Raw genomic sequence first — 24,601 nt, forward strand, 5'->3', positions numbered from 1 at the left:
AAGCGGAACATCAGCGGCTGCTTCGGCACATCCAGTCGGGCGATCGCCTCGACATCATGGTGCAGAGGGTGGTCAGGCATCGCCGTAGCCTCGAGTGGTCACCCCTTTCAGTACAGAGCCACGGCACACGTCTAAACCTGCTCAGCGAAAAAATCGACTGTGATTTGATCCGAGGCACGTTTGGCGGGAGTTCTCAGTCTACGATGTGGATCTTCGATCGGGCTGCAAACTGCAAGGACCGCTCTTGCTTGGAGGAGCGCAGGAGAACCCTGCTAGTCGCGCCGAAGGACCTGCTGAAGTCAATAAGGCTGACGACTTCCTCCAAATCGGAGGCATCGCATGACTCTCGCTCTGGATCCTATTACCCTTGCGCTGGTGCAGAACCGGCTGGATCACATCTCGCAGCAGATGGGGTGGGTCATGACGCGCACCGCCCGCTCGCCAATTTCCAGCCAAAGCCACGACTTCTCCTGCTTCAGTGCCGACGCGCACGGCCGTGTGATGAGCCAGGCCGACGGCATTCCTATCCATACCGGCGGAGGCGGGTTCGCGGTTCGCGCGATCTTGCGCGACTTTGCGGACGCGATCGCACCGGAAGACGTGTTCCTGCTCAACGATCCTTATACGGCAGGAGGCAACCACCTGCCCGACTGGTCATCGCTCGGCCCGTGTTTGTGGCGGGCAAGCTGGTTGCGTTCGCCTGCAATCGGGCGCATCAGGCCGACATTGGGGGCGGGGCCGCCGGCACCTACAACTCGGCCGCCGCCGAGATTTTTCAGGAGGGCATCCGGCTGCCGGTCCTGAAACTTGTCGATCGCGGACGCACGCGCGAGGATCTGTGGCGCCTGCTGCTGCTCAATACGCGACTGCCCGAGGCCCTTGATGGCGATCTGCGCGCTATGATCGGATCGACCCAGATCGGCGCGGAACGCCTCGCGCTACTTCTCGAGGAACTAGGATCGCATCGAGCCGGTGAGTTCTTCGAAGCTGTGCTGGATCACCGGACCGGCGCTTCCGGGCTAGTTTTTCCCGGCTGGCCAAGGGCGTCTGGACAGCGGAGGAAAAAGTCGACAACGATTGCTTTGAACCGATCGACGGCCGCATCGTGGTGACGCTGACAGTAGGTGAGACAGGCCTGGTCATCGACTTCGCAGGAACGTCGCCTCAGGTGAAGGGCTTCAAGAACAGTTCGATCGCCAATACCACATCGGCAGTGTTCATTGGCACTGGCCTCGTTCTTCGAACCGGACCTGCCCAAAAATGAAGGGGCCTTCCGCAGCGTCTCGATCAGGCTACCGGAAGGCACGCTGGTGAATGCGCGTCCACCCGCACCAATGACAATGAATACGAATTTCGTGGGACATGAAATCGTTCAAGTTGTTTGGAACGTGCTTGGACAGGCTCTCCCCGAGCGCGCTTCGGCCGTCTGGTCGAAGGGAATACCTTCCATCACGACCGGTCTGCACCCCGGCGGCGCGCGCTACGTCATGTACCAGTGGCCGGCAGCGCCGGCCGGAGGTGCGATCGAGGGCCGCGACGGTTTCCATCTCATCGGCGGTCTTATTACCCTTTGGCGGCCTGGCGTTGCCAAACCTCGAGACGTACGAGCATCTTTACCCGGTACGCTTTCGCCGCCAGGAGCTGCGCTGCGATAGCGCCGGGCCCGGCCGCTTTCGCGGCGGAGCAGGATGCGACTACGAGGTCGAGATCTGCACGCCGGCAGATTATGCCTTCTGCAGCGAAGGAGTGGGGCCGCCATCAGGGCTCGGCGCTGCGGGCGGGAAAGCGGGGGCCGGTGGAGAAATGGAAATCACACAGGCAGACGGCACAGTCGTGCACCCACCCAGATACGGGGTCGAACGATACGAGGCTGCGACGTACCACGCTCGCTCGCCGGGTGGCGGCGGATATGGCGATCCAAAAACACGCGACCCATCGAGGGTATTGCGCGACGTGCGCGATGGCATTGTGAGCGTTGATGCAGCACAACGGGAATACGGTGTCGCCATCGCGCGCGACAGGCGCAGCATCAACGAAGCAATTACGCAGAAACTACGCGCGTCGCGACCGTCGATTTTGAGATGAGGTTGCCACGGCGATTATCGCGAGCGATGCCAACGAAGTCACGAGCGCACCATCAGCCTGACGCATATGCGCAATCAGACCACCATGGTGCGTCATCAGACAGTTGAAATCGAGCAAGCGAGTTGGTCCGAGGACATCTTGCGCGGGAACAGTGACTTGTTCGCTCTCCATAGAGAATGACAGATGGACATCCGGCATCTTCGTTACTTCGTTACTGTGGCTGAGGCACTAAGCTTCGCGAAGGCAGCTCAAGACCTGCACATCAGCCAGCCGCCGCTGTCAAAGCGAATCGCCGACATGGAGCGAGAACTCGGGATACGCCTGTTCGACCGCTCCTGCAGAAAGGTGACCCTTACTGCGGCGGGGCAACGCTTGTTGCCGGAGGTCAGCGCGGCAGTCCAGGCATTTGATTCCGTAATAAACGTGGTGCGCGCGGAGTCGCCAAGCCAATCGAGGCGTTTGCGCATCGCTCTGCCACCTGAGACGTCACGGACCGCGCTGCTTCATTTGGTCGGTAAACTCCATAGTGAACACATAAAGGTGGAGATTTCCGAAGCGAGCACGTCGGAGCAGCAGCGGCTTTTTTCCGCCGGGGAAATCGACGTTGGCCTCCTCCACCACCCGTTCGATATGCGGGGATCAAAAGTATCGGCTCCGTTGGCCCAATCGCTAGGCGTCCTAATTCACAACGAGCATCCGCTTGCATGTCGAGAGATCTTGCGATTGTCAGACCTGCAGCCGTACCCGTTCGTCCATTTTCCGCGCGACCACGCACCTGGCCTTCACGACGAGATTTTGGAGCTCTGCCGAATCGGAGGGTACGTACCACCGAAACTCCTGCACGGCGTTAAAATGACTGCCGCCGTTCTGTTGATGACCGAGCAAGCGGTGACTCTCGCCGCCCAGAGGCTGCTAAAGCGGAGCGGACAGGCAGGATCAGGTGAGCTTATCTGGAGGCCGCTCGAAGGCTCGCCGATCCACTGGTGGACTTCTGTGGCGTGCCGCTCGCATGAATGGGGTCCCGTCACGCAACTGGCAATGAGTGTGATTCTGGAATCGCTCCAGCAGCACGAGCAGTGGCTTCCGATGACCCGCCCCATGCTCAGCCATCAGCCGCCCAGCACGCACGTGGCCGCTGAGCAGCGTGTCTACACGCCTTCCTTGCGGCGCGAAGCGGCCTCAAGCCGGTGCTAAGCCGCATAACCGCTTGCTGCTCGGTTGGAACCGGTACTCGATCCGGAGTTACGAAGAAAATTAGCTTGGTGCCGCTTCGGTCGCGAAGTCGACAGGTTGAAGACTATCAGGGACAGGTTGGCGAACCCATCATCATTGCCTCTAAGTTCAGGGACCGGCTGCGCTGCCGGTCGACGTGGAATCGCAGTTCCTTAACCGACCTCCGCAACTACAGGAGAGCCTCGGCCGAAGCTGCGAGATCGACCCTCAGTGCGGCAGCGCCGGCCACCGGGGATTAATGACCATTTAGCTCTTCGGGTTAGACCGAGCGCTGTTTAGAGCTCGATCGCAACGCCCGCCCGTTGGAGTTCTCTTGGTAGGCACCGTCAGCGCCAGCATTCATTCCTATCGGGCATGGACACGTCTGAAATTGGTATTTGTCTGGGCGGCAGCGGTGCGCTCACATTGTTGAACGAATTTTGAATGGCGGAGAGACTACGCGTACAACACTAATACTCTCTTTGTTGGTTTTGCTGCTCACGTTGGCCGGCTATTCGTTTACGACGCTTGCCCAATCACAGGACCCTCTTATCACTTCGATTCGCAATGCGGGCAAGCTCAAGGTAGCCCTGTCCTCGGCCCATCCTTACACTGTCGTGTCGCCGACCGGCGAGGCAACGGGCTCTTCCGTTGACCTGCAGAATATGGTCTTGAAGGAAATGGGACTGCCGCCGCTTACGCCAGTGCTCACAGGTTGGGACTTTATGATCCCCGGTCTGCAGGCCCACCAGTTCGACTACGTTGGTGCAGGCCTCAACATCACGGAAGCTCGCTGCAAGGCAGTGATCTTTTCGGCGCCCTATTATGCAACCAAAACGGGGCTATATGTCCTGCCCGGAAATCCGAGGCATCTGACAGCCCTCGCGCATGTTCCGAGTCGACCCGACATCAAGGCGGCAACACTGCCGGGCCTCGACAGCTATCAGGGATACGCCCTGAAGCAGGGGGGCAAGCCTGAGCAGATTACGATCGTCCCTGACATTCAGGCTGGCGTCGCAATGGTTAGCGGCGGTCGGTCGGACGCATTTTTCATCGGTCAATTCAGTATTACACATCCTGAGCAGCAAGGCCTCGAAGTGGTCGCGGACGAACAGTCGCCAGTGTTTGGCTCGGCAATCGCTTTCCGAAAGGAAGACAAAAGTTTCCGCAATGCATTCAACGAGCACCTCATCCCGCTACTCAGAAATGGCAGGCTCCAGAAGCTCTACGAGAAGTACGAGATTCCTAACGGGGATACCGTGGCCCGATTGCTCGCCAAGCTCAACTAGGCCAGTGATGTTGTACCAAGCTGCGACTAAGGGAATGGCGGGGCGATCTTGGAGTTTTCACCGGCTTGGACTCGCGCCGGCTTGATCCAGATCGGTGCAACTGCTCACAAATCGAGGCCATCAGGCCAAACCGTCTCGAATGCTTACGGCATTTGATCTCAGGTGCGCGGCGGTGGTCCAGGAGAAACGAATGTGCTGCGCTTTCGCACGTTCGCAAAGGGGTGTTTCGCTGCGCGCGTGATATTAACTCAAGTAAGAAATGAAGAGCAGACCCGATGCGTACGCTCATGAAAGGCAACTATCTTACTGGAGGCGCTCTTGGGCGATTCAGTCCGCCCGACGAGGTGGCGTTCACCGTCGCGCGAGGTGAGGGACCGTGGATCTGGTCGACCGATGGACGACGTTACGCTGATTACCTGATGGGCGCGGGACCAATGGTTCTGGGCCATGCGCATCCCAGGGTCGTATCAGCGATCGCGGAGCAGGCGTCGAAGGGTACGCATTATTATCTCATGAATGAGCCTGCTCACGAGCTTGCGGCCAGAATCTGTCAGTTGGTGCCTTGTGCGGCGTCGGTCAGGTACTGTGCTGATGGCTCGGAAGCAAATTTTTATGCTCTGACCCGGCTTCGTGAAGCGCTACGTGTTTTCGGTCCAGTGTTCTTCCAGGGCTATGGTCAGACCGAGGCCCCTGCTACCATTCTGTTCCTGAGCCAGGAGGATCACCTGACGGCTGACGACAAGCGCCTGGAATCGGCCGGCACGCCGTATCCCGGCATCAATGTCAAGCTGCTGGATGATAGTTGCAAACCCGTATCCCCTGGCGAGGTGGGCGAAATCGGCCTTCGCGGCCCACTGGTCATGTCAGGCTATTGGAAAAAGCCGGAGCTGACCGAAGACACCCTGCGTGGCGGATGGCTACACACCGGAGATCTCGCTTACCAGGATCAACAGGGATACTTCTTCATCGTGGACCGCAAGAAGGACATGATCATTTCGGGCGGCTTCAACGTCTATCCAAATGAAGTCGAGAATGCCCTGACGCAGCACCCGAGCGTCGCGTCGGCAGCGGTTATCGGTATACCGGACGCGAAATGGGGTGAGGCGGTGAAAGCCTTTGTCGTACTTCGTCCAGGCCAAAATGTCTCCTCCGACGAACTCATCGCTTTCACTAAAGAGTTGAAGGGCCCAGTGAAGACCCCGAAATCAGTTGAGCTGGTTGAGACCTTGCCGCTGACCAACTTAGGCAAGGTGGATAAGAAAGCACTCAGGGCACCGTACTGGAAAGACGCCGCGCGGCAGGTGAATGGCTGAAGACCTTGCCAAGACGTTGTGCCGAGAACTGACTCCAAAAGAACTCAAGAGGTCCTTCAGTCTCCCCCGAGACAGCAATGCTCTCGAAATGACAATCAGTTCACTGCTCGGCTGCTCGCGCAGCGATCAGGTAAGTGGCAACCCACATCAAACGATCCGCGGGAGCGCAGAGAGCTCAATCGCTACAAAGGAAGTCTGATACAATGCCTAGATTTCTGAAGCCGACCCTGTACGCCATGCAAGGCACGACGTCTGCACCGAAATACCCATCGCTGAAGGGTGGCAAGTGCGCACACTGCGGTTACGTGTTTTTTCCGCTGCAACGGTTGTGAGGTATGTGGAGAACGTGGCGATGCCTTGCAGCCCTCGCTCTGAGCGGTTCCGGCAGGTTGCTCGCATCAGCAAGGGTGCACATCCACAATCCGCCTGCGCGGGCTGACCATGCCGAACCCCGAGAAGTGCCCTACACGGTTGGTTCGATCAAGCTCGACGATGGGCCGATGATCCGCAGCCTCCTGATCGGCGCAGACGAGCCCACCCAAACTCCAGGGCGACTCATGGTAAGCATGCTGGTCTCCGCCGGCAGCGGCGCTCTTCTCGACCTGCGTTTTACCCCAGCTTCTGAGCAATAGCGCACCTGACCAACATGGCCAAATTCTTAAAGGACTTACGGAGTGTCTACGTTGTCGGAATCGGCTGGCACCGATATCAACCACTAAGTGAGAAGCCGTATGTGGCACTTGGGCTGCAGGCGATCCGACAGTCTCTCGTGGATGCCGGCATCGCTTGGCCGGATGTTGAGTCATCTTACATTGGCACTGGTCGTCTTGGCATGGCGGCGGGCCGGGCGATGCTAAAGCATCTCGGTGCCACCGGCCGGCCTCTTGTGCACATCGAAAACGCCTCAGCCTCAGGCTCCGCTGCGTTCCGGCACGCTTGCATTGAGGTGGCGGCTGGCATTGCCGATGTATCGCTGGTGGTCGGTGTCGACAAGCCCGGCGTCGTGCAGCGTGCCTATACTAAGACTGGCATCGACAATTTGGCCGAGGACGCGATCGTTCCTTTCACCCATTTTGCGTTGCTGACCAACGAATACGTCCACCAACACGGGGTGAAGCCCGAAGACATTGCACTGGTCGCGGTCAAGAACCATCGTAACGGCTCACTCAATCCCAACGCCCACCGTCAGCAGGCGCGCACGCTTGTCGAGATACTGGCCGGCAAACCGGTATCGGGTACCCTGACGGCGTTGCAGTGCTGTCCCGTCAGCGAAGGCGCAGCGGCCGTGATCATCGCTTCAGAGGATGCCATCAAGCGCCTTAGCATCGACGGTGCGCGCGCAGTCCGTGTCGCGGCATCCGCTGTTTCGAGCGAACGCGCCGGGCTGCATTCCGCGGCCGACGTAGCGATTACGAAGGACACAGTTGCCGATGCGCTGCAACAAGCCGGCCTAAGACCGCAAAACATAGATGTTGTCGAGGTCCATGATGCGTTCACAATCGAAGAGCTGCAGTATATCGAGGCGATAGGAGTCTGCGAACCGGGCAAAGCCATCCACCTGCTCAAAGAAGGCGCGTTTGATATCGGCGGACAGATAGCCGTCAGTTCCTCGGGTGGCTTGATCGCCATGGGCCATCCTCTTGGCCCGACTGGCGTCGGTCAGATCGCTGAGCTCACGATACAACTGCGTGGTGAGGCGGGCACTGGCCAGCACAAGAGCGCTAAGATCGGCTTGGCTCACATGGTCGGGACCGGCGCTGTCTGCTACGCGCATGTGTTCCAGAAGGCTTAGCGCCGCCCTCGTGCCCTGACTTGGTAATTTGGTAGCCCCGCAAGGACCCGCCAAGCAGCGACGCTCCGCTTCAAATTCTTGAGTAGTGTCTCGTCCCGCGCGGCATTCGGGCTTAGGCGCTACGAGAGCACGTGGCTCACCATATTCGATGAGCCGAGCGCCGCACGTATGCACCGCATCTGCGCTGAAAACTCTGCCCAAGAACATGGTCTTGGGCCATCGCCCAGGTCACTGTCATGATTTCCGATCTGGAATGACTCCTTCCTAAATTGGTATTGGTCTGGGCAGCGATGGTTCGCCCACACTGGAACCATGGTCAGAATGGAGGGGCCTTATGGGTGGGACACCAAAGCTCTCGTTCCTGGTTCTGCTGCTTACGTTAGCCGGCCAGTTCTTTCCAACGCTAACGCGAGCAGACGATCCGCTCGCTTCCATCCGAAAGGCCGGCAAGGTGACCGTCGCGTTGGCATCGGCGCCACCTTACATGATTGTAGCGCCGAGCGGCGAGGTGACAGGATCCTTTGTTGATCTGCAGAACATGGTGCTCAAAAGATTAGGCCTGCCAGCGCTCACACCGGTGCTCGCTGACTGGGCCGCCATGATTCCGGGACTGCAGGTTAAGCGGTTCGACTTCATTGGTGCGGGCTTTAACATCACGGAATTGTACTGCAAGGGGGCGATTTTCTCGACGCCGGTTTACGCAGCTCACGCGGCATTGTTTGTACGAGCCGGAAATCCGAAACACCTGACCAGCGCTGGTGATATTGCGCGCCAACTCGATCTCAAGCTGGCAGTGATCGGGAAGGGTTCGCCCTATGAACAGTACGCCCTCAAGCAAGGGGTCAAGCCGGAACAGATCATCTATGTTCCTGATATTCAGGCGGGCGTCGCCACGGTCAGCGGCGGCCGGGCGGATGCGTATACAGCGAGTCAATTCGCTATCACCGATCCGGAAAAGCAACGCCTCGAAATTGTCGTTCCCAAAGACGCACCCGTGGTTGCATCAGGTTGGGCGTTCCGCAAAGAGGACGTAGCTTTCCGTGACGCATTTAACAAGGAACTTAACTTACTGTTGAAAGACGGAACGGCTCAACAATTATTCGCGAAATACGAGGTACCGCACGCCGATATCATGTTGCAGCTCATTAGCAAGTTTACCAAAGCCAGCGACGTCGACCCAAGCTGCGAGTAGATACAACCGCAGCGAAGGACGTGCGCAAGCATGCTGAGGTGACATGGCGTTTCCGGTCATCCGCGATAAGCGCTGTTACCAGATCATGCCAGGCAGCCTCGCAAGGAACTTCATCGGTGTGCGGGAAGCTCTCTGACGTTGACAGTTCATTCAAGTGAGCAATTTACGAGTCAATGCTTTGAGGTCGAGGCATAGGACGGCATTACCGGCCGGCTGCCGAACGCGTGTAGCCATTGACGCTTATTGAGCTGTCGCCTTCTCGCAACCGGGATAGTTCTGGGTCTGCAAGTTCTCGTAGGTGAAGCAGCGCCACAGGTAGCATACATTCCCATCGCGAATTGATGCGTCCGAAAATTGGTATTTGCCTTTCGAGGAGCGGCGCGCTCAAATTCCTTCCAAACAATTTTGAATTGGGCAGATATATTATGAGTAGGGCACTAAAGCTCGCGTCGTTAGTCTGCGGCTCACATTGTCCAGATATTCGTTTTCGAGGTATGCGCAATCGGAAAACTCCCATCTCGCCTCGACACGCAATTTCGCCCGGCTAAAGGTGGCCCTGGCGTCGCTGCCCCCGTCCGTTTCGGTGGACGGAGAAGCGACGGATTCTTATGTCGATTTACGCAATGGTGATCAAAGGGACTGCCGGACATTACGGCGGTACTCATTGATTGGGCCACCATAGTCCCGGACTGCAGAGGCGCCAGTTCGACTACATGGGCGCTGGCATGAACATCACGGAAGCCCGTTGCAAAGCGGTGGTGTTTTCGGCCGCCTACTTACGCAACCCGGAGCGGGCTATACGTCTAGAAATCCGACGCATTTTCCGAGCGTTGCGCACCGTCCCGACATCAAGCTGGCGACAATTGCGTCATCATCCGCTCACGTCTATGCACTGGCGCAGGGCGTCAAGCCTGAGCAGATCATCATCATTCCCAACCGTCAGGTCGGCGCCGCGACCGTGATCGACGGTCGTGTAGGACGCATTCATGATCGGTTAATTCAGTATTCCCAATCCGAATGAGAGAGGCCTTTAGGTCCTCCTTGACAATCAATTCTCGATGAATGGAGCGGGCGCGGCATTCCGCTAGGTTTCCGCGATGCATTCAATGAGCGTCTCAGCAGTGATGTCGCGCCGGTCTGGGAATAACAATGAACGGGCGAACGAGGGATGTGCTATGATTGTGACGAGAAAATCTCCGGGCACGCGTCTCGGCGTTATCAATTTGCAATACAACGGCGCGCCTGACACAGCACATCTGCCGGATCCGTTCAACGCGCCCGCGCATACGAATTTACCCCCGGCTTTTTCATGCGCCGCGACTTTTGGCCCGTTCCGACCGCGTTCGCCGTCGCAGCCGGCGCTATCGGAGCGGATGTGCTCGAAGGTACGCCGGCTGCCCTAAATGGCATCGCAGCGGCCGTCGATCGGCTGGCGCCACATTGCCACCTGATCGTCGGGAACTGCGGCTACATGTACGCAGCGCGATCGTTCTTCCACTCGGATACGCCCACATTGCTCAGTGCCCTGCAGCTCCTGCCCAACGCCCTCGAATCAACCCGGCGGCCGGTCGGAGTACTCACCTTTAACCAGGCGAGCACGGAAAAGATGCTTGCCAGCCATTCAGATCGCTCTCGACTACGCATTATTGGTGTTGACCACCTACCTAGCTGGTCGGCCATCAATAACAGAGACTTTGTTATCAACCCAAGGGTGAGTTCGCCGCAGCTCGGGGCGGAGCTACTCGAGGTGGCCTTGCACGAGCGTCACGCGGGAGCCTTTAAGGACATCGGGTCACTCGTCTTGGAGTGCACCGCTATGCCGCACTTCAGGCCTTAGCTTGCAGCGGCGTTGAGGTTGCCGATCTGGGACATCGCTGCCGTCGCCCGGGCCTTGCTGGGCGTGTAAGCGCGGGATGCCATTGAGAGAGTGTCTCTCGTGCGACTCACCTCGCGCGTTCTGTGGGAGGACTGGTCGCCGCTGAGCGCGATTTGCGCAATCCAAGAAGTGGAATCACTTAGCGAGCTCGGCTCTACCTGCCCGAACGGCGACCCTCACGCTCCGGAAATCTTTGCCAGTCGCAAGAAGTTCATCGCAGCTCCTGCCCGTCCCCGGTAAGTACCGAATTCTGGATGAAACTGCACGTCGTAGGGCGGGTGAGAGCGGTGTGCGAGGGCCATGATCTCGCTTTCATCCGAACGCGCTGTCACCGTGAGATGTGGCGCGCATGATTCATCAAGTTCAACGACAATAGAATGGTAGCGTCCGAAAGGTGGGACGGAAGCCCCTTGAATGGATTATGCGTTACATACGAGTAGCGCCGTGCATCGGTTGACTTGCGCGCGCCATGCGTCCACCGAACACCGTGCCAATACCAATTTGGAATGAGTTTCGCCTGAATTGGTATTGGCCGCGTCGGAGACTGCTCGTCCACAATGGAACCGTAACTAAAATTGATGAACTTTGATGGAGGAGGCCGCATGTGTGGGACACCAAAGCTCTCGTTCTTCGTTCTACTGCTTACACTAGCCGGCTATTCGTTTCCGACGTCAGCGCAACCGGAGGACCGACTTCTCGCGTCCCTGCGAAAAGATGGCAAAATCACAGTCGCGCTAACGTCAGTTCCACCTTTCATGATCATGTCGCCGAGCGGCGAGGCCACGGGCGCTTCGGTCGATCTGCAGAACATGGTACTCAAAAACATGGGTCTGCCAGCGCTTACGCCGGTGCTCACGGATTGGGCCGCCATGATCCCGGGACTGCAAGTTAAGCAATTCGACTACATTGGTGCGGGCTGGAACATCACGGAAGCATTATGCAAAACAGTGGTGTTTTCGGCGCCCTATTACGCAACCCAGGCCGCGCTGTTTGTCTTAGCCGGCAATCCCAAGCATCTGACTGGCGCTGGAGATGTTGCGCGCCGCTCCGAAATTAAGCTCGCGGTAGTTGGGAAGGGCTCACCCTACGAGCAGTACGCGCTAAAGCAAGGGGTCAAGCCCGAGCAGATCATCTACGTTCCTGACATTCAGGCGGGCGTCGCGACGGTCACCGGCGGACGGGCGGATGCGTATATAGTCGGTCAGTTCAGCATCCCGAATCCAGAGCAAAAAGGCCTCGAGGCCGTCGTCGACGAACGGTCACCAGTGTATGCGTCGGCCTTCACGTTCCGCAAAGAAAATGCAGGCTTCCGCGATGCATTCAACGAGCGCCTCATCCCGTTGATCAGAAACGGCACGATGGACAAGCTTTACGAGAAGTACGGCCTCCCTAATTGGAATACCCAAGCCAGGCTTCTTGCCAACCTGAACAAGGCCAGTGACGTCGTTCCAAGCTGCGAGTAAGAAGAAACCGTAGTGCGGCCATTTTGCACCAGTGGCCTGTTCTTGGAGGCGCTTGCGGGGCAACCGTGTGGTTACATTGTAAATCATCCCGCTAGAGGAGCGAGAGGTTGCTTCATACGAGACCGGCAGCGTTTTCCGCGTTGTCAGATCGTACGATACGCAAAGGCGCACAGAACAGCGAGTCCTATCCGGCAAAGAGACCTGTTGCAACTGCTCATCGCGAGCCCGTCCGACTCGCCGAACGGTTGGCACGGTGACGATCTCGATCAGAAAATTGAGGTCAATTGCCATGCGACGTACGACCCCGCATTGCTGAAATCTTTCTGGCCGACAAACGATCTCATGTTGAGCACCACGGTCGCAACACCCCCGAAAATGTCCAGGCCGGAACGCTCCGCGAGCGGCGCGCGCTTCCCAGGTCCGGTCACGGTAGCCGTTGCGCTGGGCAAGGCGCTGGACGTTCTTCTCGCCGTAGGCCGCACCGGTCAGCCCGGCGACCTCCAGCTCCATCAATCGTTGAGCGGCAAAGCCAATCATCTCGGGCCGCAGATCCGCATCAGGGGTCTTCTTCAAGCGTCCGCAGGTTCATCATCTGAGTAAGCATCCGGTGAGGCTTTCAAATACCCACAAATTCTCCTCCGACCATGGCGCCCAGCGCGATGTCGGTGAGGCGTGACAGCCCGCGCCACATAACGGTATTGCCGGGCGGCGGATCGCTGGCGCGGGCGAGATAACCGCCGAGCCGGGCGATCTTGATCAGATAGTGCGAGAGCGTTTTCTGGCTTGTTTTTTGGTTTGTCGTTCACGAGGCGATCGAGCACGCCGATTTCAGTCGCAGTCAACGCGAGGGTTGGCGGCGCGTCTGGGGCGGAACGGTTGAGCATCGTCATCCAGAAGACCCGCCAACTCAGGATGCAAAAAGAGCGAGATCAGATTGGTCAGACGCTGGGCGGTCCTGAGCTTCGACTCCTCAGCTTTGCAGCCCGATTTGAGGATCTTGTGGAACACCTCAATCTTCCATCTCAAAGTGTACCATTCCAGCTTCTCAACGGCGTCGGTGCGGGAACTAACAGGCAGGTCGGTGAGCAGCTTCCAATCGATCTTCTTTCTGTTTTTCGGCGTCCCGCGCTCTTCGGCATGGATCACCGTCAGGGTCAGAGCGGGATAGCGCTTCTGCTTTCCGATCGGCGGTAGGACGCGAATCTCGCGATACCTGATCTCAAGAATGGCCTGGTCGGGATCGCCGTTGCTGTCTCTGACTTCGATGCGATGGAGCCCTTTGACGGCGACCTCGTCCATTTCGTCGGCGATCGTGTGATCCCCGTCTCCAGCCAAGCGGTCGACGCAGGTCCTGATCAGGAAATGAGTTCCGATCTCCTGTGCTGCGCAGAAGAGCTCGTAAATGTCACTCTCGCGATCACCGATATGGATGCATCGTCCCGGATGATCCAACAGTTGCGTAGACTGCTTGAGATTTTCCAACCACCGGACGCTTTCCTTCTTCTCGATGGGAATCCGGGTCGGATTGATCTTCTTTTTAAGCGCTGCCGTCCCCTTGAATTTCTTCCGGGTCCAGAACTTAACGGCCGCCAACCCCAGCGGCACCCCCTCGATTGTAACCGCGAGGCTCGAATGCATCAGGATGCCGCAAACCGGGTGCGATCTGAGGCGACCTGCCTTATCCCATCCACTGTTTATGCTCTTGGTGATGCCGATCGCTTCTGACTTCTCGCGTTGATAGCTGAACTCGGTTGTATCGTGCAGAACAAGAACCAGACCTTCAGTGGCGGCGGCACGGTCACGTGTCGATCGGAAATGTTCGGCCAGAATGTCTACTTCGCTGACCCGGTCGTTAGAGAAGAAGCGGTAGGCTGCCTTGGTATTCGCCCAATCCTGGCAGACGAGCGGAATGCTTTGTCCCACGGCGCTTCCAATCTGCGTGAGCAGTTTGCGGAATCTGTCGCCGAGCCGCGCGTCCCTAAACTCGCATCCACTACTCTCTCATCAATCCAACATTCACCTTCCAACGACGGCAAATAGCCTTTTGCCGATCGATCCCTTAATGTCAGCCCCATAGAGCACCCCTCGCGAATCAGGTGCTCAGAAAGGAATCACAAGTGATTCTTTCGATTCAAGTTTTCGCCGATCTGCGGATCAGCCCGAGTGGTCAAAGTTATGGGAAATTGAAAGCTTCACAGGAGGGAGACTCATCTGATCGGTGGTTCGTCGAATCAGGTTGGTGTCAGCAACCCGACCATCCCGGCGAATCGCCCGGTGACCACCGCAACGCCGGCAGCATAATTTCTCGTCGCGCGCCGCCGTGGCCGCGCCTTGCTTGTCGCGTAAGCGCGGTCTGCTGTTGGAAGCTGTATCTGATGGACTTCACTCGCGCGTTTTGTGCGAAGGCTGGTCGCCGCTGAGCGCGATCTCCGCAACCCGTGGGATCACTTGGCGAGCTAGGCGGCTGCTGCGCGAACGATCTTCGACCCTACGCGCCGGAATCTTTGACAGTCGCAAGAAGTTCATCAGCAGCTCCGGCCCGTGCCGGGTAAGTACCGATTCTGGATGGAACTGCACGCCGTAGGTCGGGTGAGTGCGGTGTGCGACGGCCATGATCTCGCTTTCGTCCGAACGCGCTGTCACCCTGAGATGTGGCGCGGATGAATCATCAAGCTCAACGACAAGAGAATGGTAGCGTCCGACGCAAAGCGGGGACGGAAGCCCTTTGAACAGTCCCCGATCCTCATGCGTTACATACGAGGAGCGGCCGTGCATGGGTTGACCTGCCCGCGCTATGCGTCCACCGAACACCGCACCAATACACTGATGTCCGAGACAGATGCCCAGAATTGGAACGCGGCCTGACAGTTCGCGTACGGCAGCGGTCGATATTCCCGCCTGGATCGGACTGCCCGGACCGGGAGAGATCACCACGGCGCGTGGGTTGAGGTTCGCAACATCTCCGACGGCGAGCGCGTCATTTCGGATTACTTCCGTCGCTTGGCCGAGCTTGCGGAAATAGCGCGCAATATTGAAGACGAAAAAATCGTAGTTGTCGATGATGACAATCAAAATGCACCGGACGTCTCAGCACAAAATGCATCAAACATCCGTTGCGCCTTGCCGAGAGTCTCCCCGTGCTCGACCTCTGGCTGTGACATCGCCGTTATTCCGGCGCCTGCGTGGAACGCAGCCGAACGATCGTCGAGCGTCACAGTGCGGATCACAACGTTCGTGTTCATGTACCCGTTGAAGCCGACGAACTCGATCGCCCCACAATAGACCTCTCGTGCGACACGCTCGGCGTCCGTAATAATTTCCATCGATCGCACCTTTGGTGCCCCTGGTAGTGGAGCCTCCGAGAACACAGGCTCGAAACGCGCTGACCGCGTTCTAGTCTTATGCCAGCTGACCGTTAACAATCGACACAAGATGACGCGCTAAGGCACAGGATTGCATACGAATCAAGGGGCCGACATAGTCGGAGTGCGCTCGTTGCCCTATGCAGCTCCGTACGTAACGTACAGCGCGAACTGACAATTCGGAATCGTCGCAACTGCTGTTTAGCTCTGACATTCGTGCCCGGTTGACCGCTGGCACCCCCCGCACAGTGTTGCAGCTGGGAAGGAAACCTGCGCATTCTTGCCGGGTCTTGTCTTTTGTCCGCATTGCTGAGCATTTCGCTCAAACGGTTTGATCAATTTCAAGTTGGTATTGGTTGCTCCGAAATTGGTATTGGCGTGATCACGGGCGATCGCGAGACAACTTGGAAAGGTCGGGGCGCCTCTCGATGGGCCCCTTGGCCCGGCGTATGGAATCGGATGCTTAGGCTTCATCAGCTCATTGCTAAAATTACCGGGACGCCCTGGAGAAGGGCCATTTTGCGGTTCAACGGCAGCGTCATGAGATTCGCGAAGCTCGGGCAACAGCTCAGCTCGATCTCATTCGATGGCGCGAGGCGACGCTCGCCTGTCGCAAAGTTCCGCGATACCTCGATCTTGTCGGTGATCTCCGGCTGGGCCTTATCCATGAATTCGACGCCCCAACCGCCCTCAGGCGCGTGGGGAATTCGGATTGAACAATCCAACGGCCTGAATGGTCTCGTAAACGGCGGGGGCAAGACCGAGAAGCAAATGGCAGTTTTCCAATGACGGATGAAGTACAGACTGAACTTCTGCAGGATATTCTCGTGATCCGGCTGAACCGGCCACATCGCCTCAACGCCTGGACCGGAAAGATGCGGCAGCACATCTGCGATATTCTGAACGCGGCGGCTGAGCGCGAAGATGTGCGCGCGATCGTGTTCACTGGAACGGGAGACAGAGCCTTTTGCGCGGGGCAGGACTTGACTGAATCGGAGAAGGTCGGAAGCGAAGCGACCACCCGGGAGGCAATGAATCAGTTTAAGCGTTTTTATGACACAGTCCGTGAAATGCCAAAGCCGGTGGTGGGCGCGCTCAATGGTCTCGCTGCTGGATCAGGCTTTCAGATTACGCTTCTCATGGACGTCATTGTCGCCCACCCCGACGTGCAAATGGGACAGCCGGAAGTCAATTCCGGCATTCCGAGTATCCTTGGCCCCTGGCTCATGAAGGAAAGCCTTGGCCGGTCGCGCACGGTGGAGCTCGCTGTTACCGGGCGAATGATGGATGCGGCAGAGTGCTTTCGCGTCGGTTTGATTCATCATCTGGTGGAGCGGCAAGACGTTCTTGAAACCGCGCTATCGGTGGCACGCGAGCTTGGCGGAAAGCCCGCGGAGGCGTTTCGCATAACCAAACAATACTTGTGCCACGCAAATTCGGCCGAGTATGAGCGAGCGTGGGAGCTCGCCGCTGAAGGGCAAGTCGAGGCATTCAACGGCGGTGAACCACAAGCCGTCATACGCGACTTCTTTGCGCTGCGCCGTGCCCGCAGATCTCAAGAGCAAACAGAACCTCCGGCACCCAAATCAACTCTCGATTGACGGGAACAGATATGAATTCCTCTGTAGAGGCTGCACTCTCGCATCCACCATTTCCGCGCAACGAACCTGTGCGCGAATATGCACCGACTAGTCCCGAGCGATCGGCGATAAAAGCCGCGCTCGCGCAAATGAGCCGGGAGCGTGTGGAGCTGCCGCTTATCATTAACGGGGCCGAACAGCGAACTGGCCGTCGTGAGACAGCGGTCATGCCTCACCGGCATGAGCATGTCCTCGGGGATGCTCATCTGGCTTCCGCAACGGAAGTAAAAGCCGCCATCGATGCGGCCGTGCGCGCATGGCACGACTGGTCAAAATGGCCCTGGACCAAACGGGCCGCAATCTTCCTGAAAGCCGCCGAGCTGCTATCTGGACCATGGCGCGATCGCCTTAACGCATCGACCATGCTCGGACAATCCAAAACAGTTCATCAGGCCGAGATCGACTCTGCCGCGGAGCTCATCGACTTTTGGCGGTTCAACGTCGAGTTCATGAAGCGCCTGTATGAAGATCAACCGATCTCTCCTCCAGGCGTTTGGAACCGCAGCGATTACCGCCCACTGGAGGGCTTCGTATTTGCGATCACACCGTTTAACTTCACCGCGATCGCCGGTAACCTGCCGACTGCACCAGCCTTGATGGGCAACACCATTGTCTGGAAGCCGGCAGGCACCGCAAAGTATGCCGCTCAACTTATTATGCGGATCTTGTGGGAGGCTGGGCTTCCAGATGGGGTAATCAATCTCGTCTATGGCGATGGCGCCGAGATTGCAGAGGTTGCATTGGCCGATCATCGCCTTGCTGGCGTTCACTTCACTGGCTCAACACAAGTCTTTAATAGCGTCATCCGAAAGGTCGGATCGAATGTCGGTCATTATCGCAACTATCCGCGGCTAGTCGGCGAGACCGGGGGGAAAAACTTCATTCTCGCCCACGGCAGCGCTGACCTTTCAGCATTGGCTACAGCGATCATTCGCGGCGGTTATGAATATCAGGGACAAAAGTGCTCAGCCGCATCTCGGGTGTTTGTGCCGGCTTCCTTGTGGCCATCGCTGAAGACTATCTTATGCGATGAAATTTCAACCATCAGAGTCGGCGATGTGTCTGATTTCAGCAACTTTATGGGAGCGGTGATCGATCACAAAGCGTGGCAAAAGCACATGCGCGTTTTCGAGGAAGCCAAGGCATCCGGCGCGAAGATTCTCAGGGGAGGAAATGGCGACCAGAAGGACGGGTACTTCATTGCGCCGACCCTGATCGAAACGGACGATCTCGAAGCGCCGCTCCTGCGTGAGGAATTCTTCGGACCGATCGTTACGACCTATGTTTACCGCGATGGCGAGTTTGAAGATATTCTCGAGAGGATCGATCAGTCGGGCGCCTACGGTCTCACGGGCGCAATATTCTCGACGGATCACCGCATCATCGATCAGGCATCAAGTGGACTTCGCTTTGCGGCCGGAAACTTCTACATCAATGATAAACCGACCGGTGCTGTTGTGGGCCAGCAACCCTTCGGCGGAGCGAGAATGTCTGGCACCAATGACAAAGCGGGGTCCATCTGGAATCTAATCCGATGGACGTCGCCCAGAAGTATCAAAGAGACGTTCGTCCCGCCGAAAGACTATCGTTATCCTTACCTGAGCGATTCGGTCGACGGTTGAGCATTTGAGCTCAGATCGCGATAGTTCCTATCGGCCGGCTTGCTGCAAATGCGAACAAGCGATTGTTCGACGTGGTTTCAGACCGGCCGAAATCCAGCCGTCGCGACGACCTGACTCAAGGACTACCGCATCTCAACATTAACCTGCTAAAAGAACCCAGACGTTAAGCAGAGCAAGTTGACGCTGATCAGACCCGCCAGGTTACACTTGGCCGCTGGCCGCTTGCATTTGGCGACCAGAATCGATGGCAACGATGCGCCGGTCTCGTACGGCCGCCTTCCGCGTACTACGCCACCATAATTCCAATTTGGTATTGAACCCTTCGGATTTGGTATTGGCCCTTGCGGGGCCGGTTCGTCACATTTCATCACAATACTTATGAACTCCCAGGAGCCCAGTCTTCATGAACCAAGCTGCCCCCAAATCAATGTCTCCGCGGCCTAATATGTCAGCTCTTCAGGCCTTGGCGGGGAAGCTCGGTATTGATGCAGTCATCGCCACAAGCCCGGAAAACTTCATCTACGCGAGCTGTGTCTGCCTAATGTCAGTCTCGCGTCTGAGACGCCAGGCATTTGTGATCCTGCCAGCCGCTGGGGAGCCGGTCGCGCTGGTTGCGACTACCGAGCGAAAACAGACGGCTGAGGAGGGCTGGATCAAGGACGTTCGCACCTACACTGAATACGCGAATGATCCCGCCGACGCACTTGCAGATATCCTGATTGATCTCGGGAATGATCACGGCACGATTGGTATTGATCTGAACTATCTGCCAGCCGGAACCCATGCGCGCCTTGCGAGCAGGATGCCAAATGTTAAGTTCATAGACACAAGCAAAAATATTGCTGCGATTCGTGCGGTCAAGTTGCCGGGCGAAATCGAACTTCTTGAGAGGACCACGAAGCAGACGCATCGAGCCGTGCTGGAGGCGATGAGCGCTAGTAGGCTCGGTGAGACTGAGCGGATGATGGCCAATCGCATTACGGATGGCCTCGTTAGCAAGGGGGCCGAGGAAATTACCTTCTTAATCTTCGCAAGCGGCCCTAGAACCTCCTACAATCATGCGCGTCCGACCGAACGGGTGCCCCTCAAGAGCGAGATCGTTCGCCTTGACGTTGGTGGCAAATATGGTGCCTGGGGTAGCGATTTTGCACGCACCTATTCGACCGGTGAGCCAACGCTCTTGCAACGTGAGACATACGGAAAACTGTGGGATCTCCACACATCAACCATCAATATGGTTCGGCCCGGCATCGCGGCGGAGGAGCCTTACTTCTTCTGTAAGGAAAGGGCGGAAAAGCTCGGGCTCAATTTCAAAATGGTGTTCGTCGGCCACAGCTTTGGCGTTGAAAATCACGAATTCCCGATGATCCGGCCCGGCGAAAAGGCGAAGCTCGAAGTGGGCATGGTGTTCAATATAGAGCCAATGGTCTCCGACGCCGACGGCTCGATGTATCATATCGAGGATTTGTTCGTTGTAACCGAGCAGGGACCGCGCCTGCTGACTTTGGGATTCGGGTCTCGCGAGATTCCAGTCATTGGCGAGCCGATCCGGGTATGAAAACGCGTGCGCGGCGAATTCAGGTTGGTTGCAGGCCTCCACGCGCTCGGCTTTGCCGTCGGATTGTGCGCAAAGCGACTGTCTCATGTCGTGACTGTTGGGCGCCGCTGCAAGTGGATGAACGAGAGAACGCGCGTCATGGCCGAGTGCGACTACACTGTTGTAGGTAGCGGCTCGGCCGGATGCGTGCTCACCGATCGCCTGAGTGAGGATAGGAACGTGAAGGTGCTGGTGCTCGAGGCGGGCCACTCGACAAGTCAATCTGAATCGACATCCCGGGGGGCTTCACGAAGCTGCTCAACCAGGCCCAGTTGGACTAGAAGGTCCGGATGCAGCCCAACGAGAGTATCGATGGTCGTCGCTCCCTCGCTCCGAGCGGCCCCGAGCTGGGCGGCTGCAGCACGATCGACGGCATCGCCGCCGCCAGCCGCTCGATGGCGACAGCTGGGCCGCGCTCGGCAATCGCGACGTGCTGCCCTAAAGTGGAGCACTGCGAGGTCGCTGGCGATCGCTCGCGCGGGGGCAGGCGCCTCAATGTTCGCGACACCCCGGACCGCCGCGTGCTGTGCGATGCCTTGATCGAGGCCACCGAAGCCTGAGGAGTCCGGCGCAAGCAGGGCTACAGCAACCGACAGCAGAATGGCTTCGGCTACGACCGGTTGTTAACGGCAAATGGCGCTGGCCGGCCGACGATATCGAAACGGCTGCCACGACCGATGGAGCAAAAATTGCTATGAATAGATCCTCGTGTCGAACCACGTTCAACTCGCGCAACGTCCGGTACCGGAGTTCAGCTACGTGAACGACTTCCTCAACTATAACGAACTTCGGCGATTGGCTAAACACCGGCTGCCACGCGGTATCTTTGAATACATCGACAGGGGCAGCGAGGACGAGACTGCGCTGCTACGCAATCGGCAGGCCCTCGATGAAGTGCGTGTCAGGCCGCGGATCCTGACGGGCTCCGGCGTTCGCAGCCAAGCCGTCTCTCTCTTCGGCGAAACTCATGACACGCCAATCATCGTCGCTCCGACTGCCTTCGCGGGCCTCGTGTGGTATCAAGGAGAAATCGAACTGGCCAAAGCTGCCGCCTCGTACCGGATCCCGTTTTGTGCTGCGACCGAGGCGATTACCGCGGTGGAGGAGATCGCCGCAGCGAGCACCGGTCCAATCTGGCTCCAGCTGTATCTTTGGGAACGGGAAGAGCTCTGGCGCGACCTGCTTCAGCGGGCGTGGGACAACGGCGTGCGAACGCTCGTAGTCACAGTTGACAGCGGATCCGTAGCTGCCAACCGCGAATACAACACCCGCAACGGCTTCGGTATGCCGTTCAATTTTTCGGCAAGAAACGTTTGCGACGTTGCTCTCCACCCGCGATGGGCCTTCGGCGTGTTAGCGCGCTATTTGGCCACAGGCCAAGTCCCGGCGTTCGCCAACTATCCACCTGCCTATCGCAGCAGTATATTCCGCACTAAGAACCTCCGTTACGAGCCCAACTTCGGCTGGGATCACATCCATCAGCTGCGCGAACTCTGGAAGGGCAATCTTGTCCTTAAGGGGATCCTTCGTGCTGATGACGCAATCCTCGCGGCCAAGCTGGGCGCCGACGGCATCGTCGTCTCGAATCATGGTGGACGCAACCTCGATAGCGCCGTGGCACCGATCGAGGTGCTGGCGGAAATCGTGGATGCCATCGGTGGGAAAATCGCTGTTATTGCAGACAGCGGAATCCAGCGGGGCAGCGATATTCTCAAACTCCTTGCGGTGGGAGCCAGGGCCGTCATGCTGGGCCGAACTCTGTTATACGGCACCGCTGTAGGCGGCATGGCAGGTGCGAGCCAAATGATCGGCATTTTGCGCCGCGAACTCGACGTCGCAATGGCCCAAACGGGTTGCAAGACCATCGGCGAATTGGACAGAAGCTTGCTCGAAATGCCCGAGCCTCGGCACCACTGTTCCGCTTCAATCGGGAGTAGCGCCTCTCGGAACGGCCCTACCAAACCGAGTGCGGCTCACCCGGTTCAAAAGGCCCAGTAAAATGGGCCAAGTTATCAGCAAGAAGGGTTTTGCAGTGCCAAACTGGCATTGCCCCGAATTGTTTCCCGCTGTCTAGTTTCGAATAGGCGAATGCGATGCAGACCGTCCTTGTGACCGGTACCAACCGTGGCTTAGGCTTAGAGTTCGCACGCCAATACCGCGAAGCTGGTTGGCACGTCATCGCGGCTTCGCGGCGACCCGACGAGGCTGCCCAGGCGCGGGCATTGGGCGCCGAGTTGGTACAGCTGGACGTTCGCAGCGAACACGACGTGCGCGCTTTAGCCCACGCGCTCGAGGGGCACCAGATCGACCTCTTGATCAACAATGCCGCTTATCATCCGGGCATTCAACAGCTCGGGCAGCTGGATTACTCCAATTGGCAGGCAGCGTTTCACGTCAATGTCATTGCGCCGCTTCAGATAACGGAAGCTCTTCTTCCTCTCATTCCTCCTGGCAGCAAGATCGCGAATATTGGGAGCCGCCAAGGCAGTATCGCGTGTAACGAAGAGGGAGGCGGAAGCTATCTGTATCGCGCCACGAAAGCGTCGCTCCATTGCATCACGCGCAGCCTGGCCATCGACTTAGCGCCAAGAAACATCCTCATCGCGGCTCTGCATCCAGGCTGGGTCAAGACTGATATAGGAACGACCGCCGCGAACCTCGAGGTCGGAGAAAGCGTGTCGGGCATGCGCAACGTGATCGCGACGCTTGGCTCGCACAACACAGGTCGCCTTATCAGTTACGATGGCGAGATAATCCCTTGGTAGTGTCACAGATTGAGTTGTTTGGGGGAAGACTGCCCGGTCGTGGTTCGCGCAGCCGCATCAGCTATTCTAGGCGGCGATCTCGGGAGGGAAAACGCTACCCTATGTCAAAATTGGTTCGCCAATGATCGGTATCGCGAGGAGCGAGCAGGCTCCGCTCGGCAATAACGAACAGTCCTTAAGGTGATATTCCGCCGGCATCCGTAATCCGGCTCTATATTAAACACCATCCCCGGCGGTTTGGAGGAGCCTGCGCTATCATCGTTTCCATTCTGATATCGGTGTTTTCGAAGTTGGTATTGGCGCCCTGTTCGCTCTCAAAGTAACAACAGACTTTGGTTAAAGAACTTGATGGAGGAGATCTCTTGCGCGCTGCATCAAAGCTCTCTCTGTTAATCCTGCTACTCACGGTGACAGCCCATTCGCTTCCTGTGGCTGCTCACGCGGAGGACGCTATTCTTAGCTCCATCCGTAAGGCCGGAAAAATCAAGGTGGCCATGTCCTCGGCCCCTCCTTACATAATTGTGTCGCCGACCGGCGAGGCAACAGGCTCTTCCGTTGACTTGCAGAGCATGGTCTTGGAGGAAATGGGACTGCCGCCGCTTACGCCAGTGCTCACAGGTTGGGAGTTCATGATCCCTGGATTGCAGGCTCAGCAGTACGAGTATATTGGAGCCGGCTTCAACATCACGGAAGCGCGCTGCAAGGCCGTGCTGCTTTCGACGCCCTATTACGCTGCCCGAACAGGGCTGTATGTCCGGCCTGGAAATCCGAAGCATCTGATGAGCGTTGCGGACGTCGCACAACGTCCCGATATCAAACTCTCCGCAATCGGAACGTCAGCCCAACTGGCCTATGCGGTCAAGCAAGGAGTCAAGTCCGAGCAAATCATGCAGGTCTCGGACATTCAGGCCGGCGCCTCGACTGTTATCGGCGGTCGGGCGGACGCGTTCATACTCGGTCAATTTAGCATCACCAATCCAGAGCAAAAGGGACTTGAGGTCGTTGTCGACAAGCAGTCCCCGGTGGACGGGTCTGGCGCGGCATTCCGCAAGCAAGACGTAGGCTTCCGCGACGAATTCAATAAGCACCTGATCTCCTTGATCAGAAGTGGCGTAGTTCAAAAGCTTTATCAGAAGTACGGGATTCCGAATGGAGACGAGCAAGCGCAGTTGCTCGCGAACTTTACGAAGGCCAGTGACATCGTGCCAAGCTGCGAGTAGCGCGAACGACCGCGAACGCCGCTGTGTGGAGCCCGCGCTTTGAGATCAGCTCCAGGAAAGACTCCATCACTAGACCGATCCACTCAGGCGCGGACCTTCCCTGCCGAATGTCCTCGGAGCTGCTCCAGACCTGCTCAGCGTATGCTACCCAAATCACCCGCTCAAGTCCCCTT

Annotated in this window: 20 protein-coding genes and 5 pseudogenes; 18 read left to right on the forward strand and 7 right to left on the reverse strand. The window is 57.7% G+C overall.

All coding sequences use genetic code 11. From position 1 onward, the window contains the following. Positions 1-408 precede the first annotated feature (408 nt). From ACNJX8_RS09520 to ACNJX8_RS09560, 9 genes and pseudogenes are all read left to right on the forward strand, one after another. Positions 409-1,264 (forward strand): annotated as a pseudogene (locus ACNJX8_RS09520) (hydantoinase B/oxoprolinase family protein). Continuing rightward, positions 1,221-1,655, forward strand: a complete 435-nt coding sequence (locus ACNJX8_RS09525; RefSeq protein WP_439360391.1) for a hydantoinase B/oxoprolinase family protein — start codon at positions 1,221-1,223, stop codon at positions 1,653-1,655. Before ACNJX8_RS09520 ends, ACNJX8_RS09525 begins: the two are co-directional and overlap by 44 nt. Next, positions 1,585-2,085, forward strand: a complete 501-nt coding sequence (locus ACNJX8_RS09530; protein WP_439360392.1) for a hydantoinase B/oxoprolinase family protein — start codon at positions 1,585-1,587, stop codon at positions 2,083-2,085. Before ACNJX8_RS09525 ends, ACNJX8_RS09530 begins: the two co-directional genes overlap by 71 nt. Positions 2,086-2,268: 183 nt before the next feature. After that, positions 2,269-3,279, forward strand: a complete 1,011-nt coding sequence (locus ACNJX8_RS09535) for a LysR family transcriptional regulator (RefSeq protein WP_439360393.1) — start codon at positions 2,269-2,271, stop codon at positions 3,277-3,279. Positions 3,280-3,779: 500 nt separating this feature from the next. Then, positions 3,780-4,586, forward strand: coding sequence for a transporter substrate-binding domain-containing protein (locus ACNJX8_RS09540; RefSeq protein WP_439360394.1), 807 nt, complete (start codon positions 3,780-3,782; stop codon positions 4,584-4,586). Between the two features lie 275 nt (positions 4,587-4,861). Beyond that, the gene (locus ACNJX8_RS09545) at positions 4,862-5,899 is read left to right on the forward strand and encodes an aminotransferase class III-fold pyridoxal phosphate-dependent enzyme (RefSeq protein ID WP_439360395.1); all 1,038 of its coding nucleotides are present in this window, start codon (positions 4,862-4,864) and stop codon (positions 5,897-5,899) included. 646 nt (positions 5,900-6,545) lie between these two features. Next, entirely contained in the window at positions 6,546-7,691 is a 1,146-nt protein-coding gene (locus ACNJX8_RS09550; RefSeq protein WP_439360396.1) for a thiolase family protein, read from the forward strand. 334 nt (positions 7,692-8,025) lie between these two features. Then, on the forward strand, positions 8,026-8,883 hold the full coding sequence (gene ehuB, locus ACNJX8_RS09555) for an ectoine/hydroxyectoine ABC transporter substrate-binding protein EhuB (protein WP_439360397.1): 858 nt from the start codon (positions 8,026-8,028) through the stop codon (positions 8,881-8,883). A gap of 745 nt (positions 8,884-9,628) precedes the next feature. Further along, positions 9,629-9,904, forward strand: a complete 276-nt coding sequence (locus tag ACNJX8_RS09560) for a hypothetical protein (RefSeq protein ID WP_439360398.1) — start codon at positions 9,629-9,631, stop codon at positions 9,902-9,904. A gap of 1,031 nt (positions 9,905-10,935) precedes the next feature. Here the strand turns inward: ACNJX8_RS09560 and ACNJX8_RS09565 are convergent. After that, positions 10,936-11,091: a glutamine amidotransferase-related protein gene (locus ACNJX8_RS09565; RefSeq protein WP_439360399.1), complete on the reverse strand. Its 156-nt coding sequence runs from the start codon at positions 11,089-11,091 to the stop codon at positions 10,936-10,938. Positions 11,092-11,361: 270 nt separating this feature from the next. On the opposite strand from ACNJX8_RS09565, the gene ACNJX8_RS09570 reads away from it, so the two are divergent. Next, entirely contained in the window at positions 11,362-12,222 is an 861-nt protein-coding gene (locus ACNJX8_RS09570; protein WP_439360400.1) for a transporter substrate-binding domain-containing protein, read from the forward strand. A gap of 294 nt (positions 12,223-12,516) precedes the next feature. On the opposite strand, the pseudogene ACNJX8_RS09575 reads toward ACNJX8_RS09570, so the two are convergent. The 6 genes and pseudogenes from ACNJX8_RS09575 to ACNJX8_RS09600 all read right to left on the reverse strand — a co-directional run. Further along, positions 12,517-12,564: pseudogene (locus tag ACNJX8_RS09575) on the reverse strand (hypothetical protein); the annotation flags it as partial. A gap of 60 nt (positions 12,565-12,624) precedes the next feature. Next, positions 12,625-12,826: pseudogene (locus ACNJX8_RS09580) on the reverse strand (transposase); the annotation flags it as partial. A gap of 224 nt (positions 12,827-13,050) precedes the next feature. Continuing rightward, on the reverse strand, positions 13,051-14,169 hold the full coding sequence (locus ACNJX8_RS09585; RefSeq protein WP_439361862.1) for an IS4 family transposase: 1,119 nt from the start codon (positions 14,167-14,169) through the stop codon (positions 13,051-13,053). 555 nt (positions 14,170-14,724) lie between these two features. Then, positions 14,725-15,294: pseudogene (locus tag ACNJX8_RS09590) on the reverse strand (anthranilate synthase component II); the annotation flags it as partial. Further along, positions 15,291-15,590 (reverse strand): chorismate-binding protein, encoded by a 300-nt coding sequence (locus ACNJX8_RS09595; RefSeq protein ID WP_439360401.1) that lies wholly within the window; start codon positions 15,588-15,590, stop codon positions 15,291-15,293. The gene ACNJX8_RS09595 and the pseudogene ACNJX8_RS09590, both read right to left, overlap by 4 nt. A 467-nt stretch (positions 15,591-16,057) precedes the next feature. Beyond that, complete coding sequence (locus ACNJX8_RS09600) at positions 16,058-16,252, reverse strand: hypothetical protein (protein ID WP_439360402.1); 195 nt, start codon at positions 16,250-16,252, stop codon at positions 16,058-16,060. Positions 16,253-16,369: 117 nt separating this feature from the next. Here ACNJX8_RS09600 and ACNJX8_RS09605 point away from each other — a divergent pair, with 117 nt between their 5' ends. The 8 genes and pseudogenes from ACNJX8_RS09605 (at position 16,370) to ACNJX8_RS09640 (ending at position 24,428) form a co-directional block, all read left to right on the forward strand. Next, positions 16,370-17,185, forward strand: a complete 816-nt coding sequence (locus tag ACNJX8_RS09605; protein WP_439360403.1) for an enoyl-CoA hydratase/isomerase family protein — start codon at positions 16,370-16,372, stop codon at positions 17,183-17,185. An 11-nt stretch (positions 17,186-17,196) separates the two neighbouring features. After that, on the forward strand, positions 17,197-18,846 hold the full coding sequence (gene pruA, locus ACNJX8_RS09610; protein ID WP_439360404.1) for an L-glutamate gamma-semialdehyde dehydrogenase: 1,650 nt from the start codon (positions 17,197-17,199) through the stop codon (positions 18,844-18,846). Between the two features lie 403 nt (positions 18,847-19,249). Next, positions 19,250-20,404 (forward strand): M24 family metallopeptidase, encoded by a 1,155-nt coding sequence (locus tag ACNJX8_RS09615; protein ID WP_439360405.1) that lies wholly within the window; start codon positions 19,250-19,252, stop codon positions 20,402-20,404. 138 nt (positions 20,405-20,542) lie between these two features. Continuing rightward, positions 20,543-20,617 (forward strand): annotated as a pseudogene (locus ACNJX8_RS09620) (hypothetical protein); the annotation flags it as partial. Between the two features lie 116 nt (positions 20,618-20,733). Then, a complete protein-coding gene (locus ACNJX8_RS09625) occupies positions 20,734-21,003 on the forward strand; it encodes a hypothetical protein (RefSeq protein WP_439362070.1) in 270 nt (89 codons plus the stop codon). A gap of 199 nt (positions 21,004-21,202) precedes the next feature. Further along, positions 21,203-22,441 carry an alpha-hydroxy acid oxidase gene (locus ACNJX8_RS09630; protein ID WP_439360406.1) on the forward strand — a complete coding sequence of 413 codons (1,239 nt, stop codon included), beginning with the start codon at positions 21,203-21,205 and terminating at the stop codon, positions 22,439-22,441. A 95-nt stretch (positions 22,442-22,536) separates the two neighbouring features. Then, positions 22,537-23,208 (forward strand): SDR family oxidoreductase, encoded by a 672-nt coding sequence (locus ACNJX8_RS09635; protein ID WP_439360407.1) that lies wholly within the window; start codon positions 22,537-22,539, stop codon positions 23,206-23,208. A 362-nt stretch (positions 23,209-23,570) separates the two neighbouring features. Next, positions 23,571-24,428, forward strand: a complete 858-nt coding sequence (locus ACNJX8_RS09640) for a transporter substrate-binding domain-containing protein (RefSeq protein ID WP_439360408.1) — start codon at positions 23,571-23,573, stop codon at positions 24,426-24,428. Positions 24,429-24,601 lie beyond the last annotated feature (173 nt).

Source organism: Bradyrhizobium sp. SPXBL-04, assembly GCF_051853035.1.
GTDB lineage: Bacteria > Pseudomonadota > Alphaproteobacteria > Rhizobiales > Xanthobacteraceae > Bradyrhizobium > Bradyrhizobium zhanjiangense.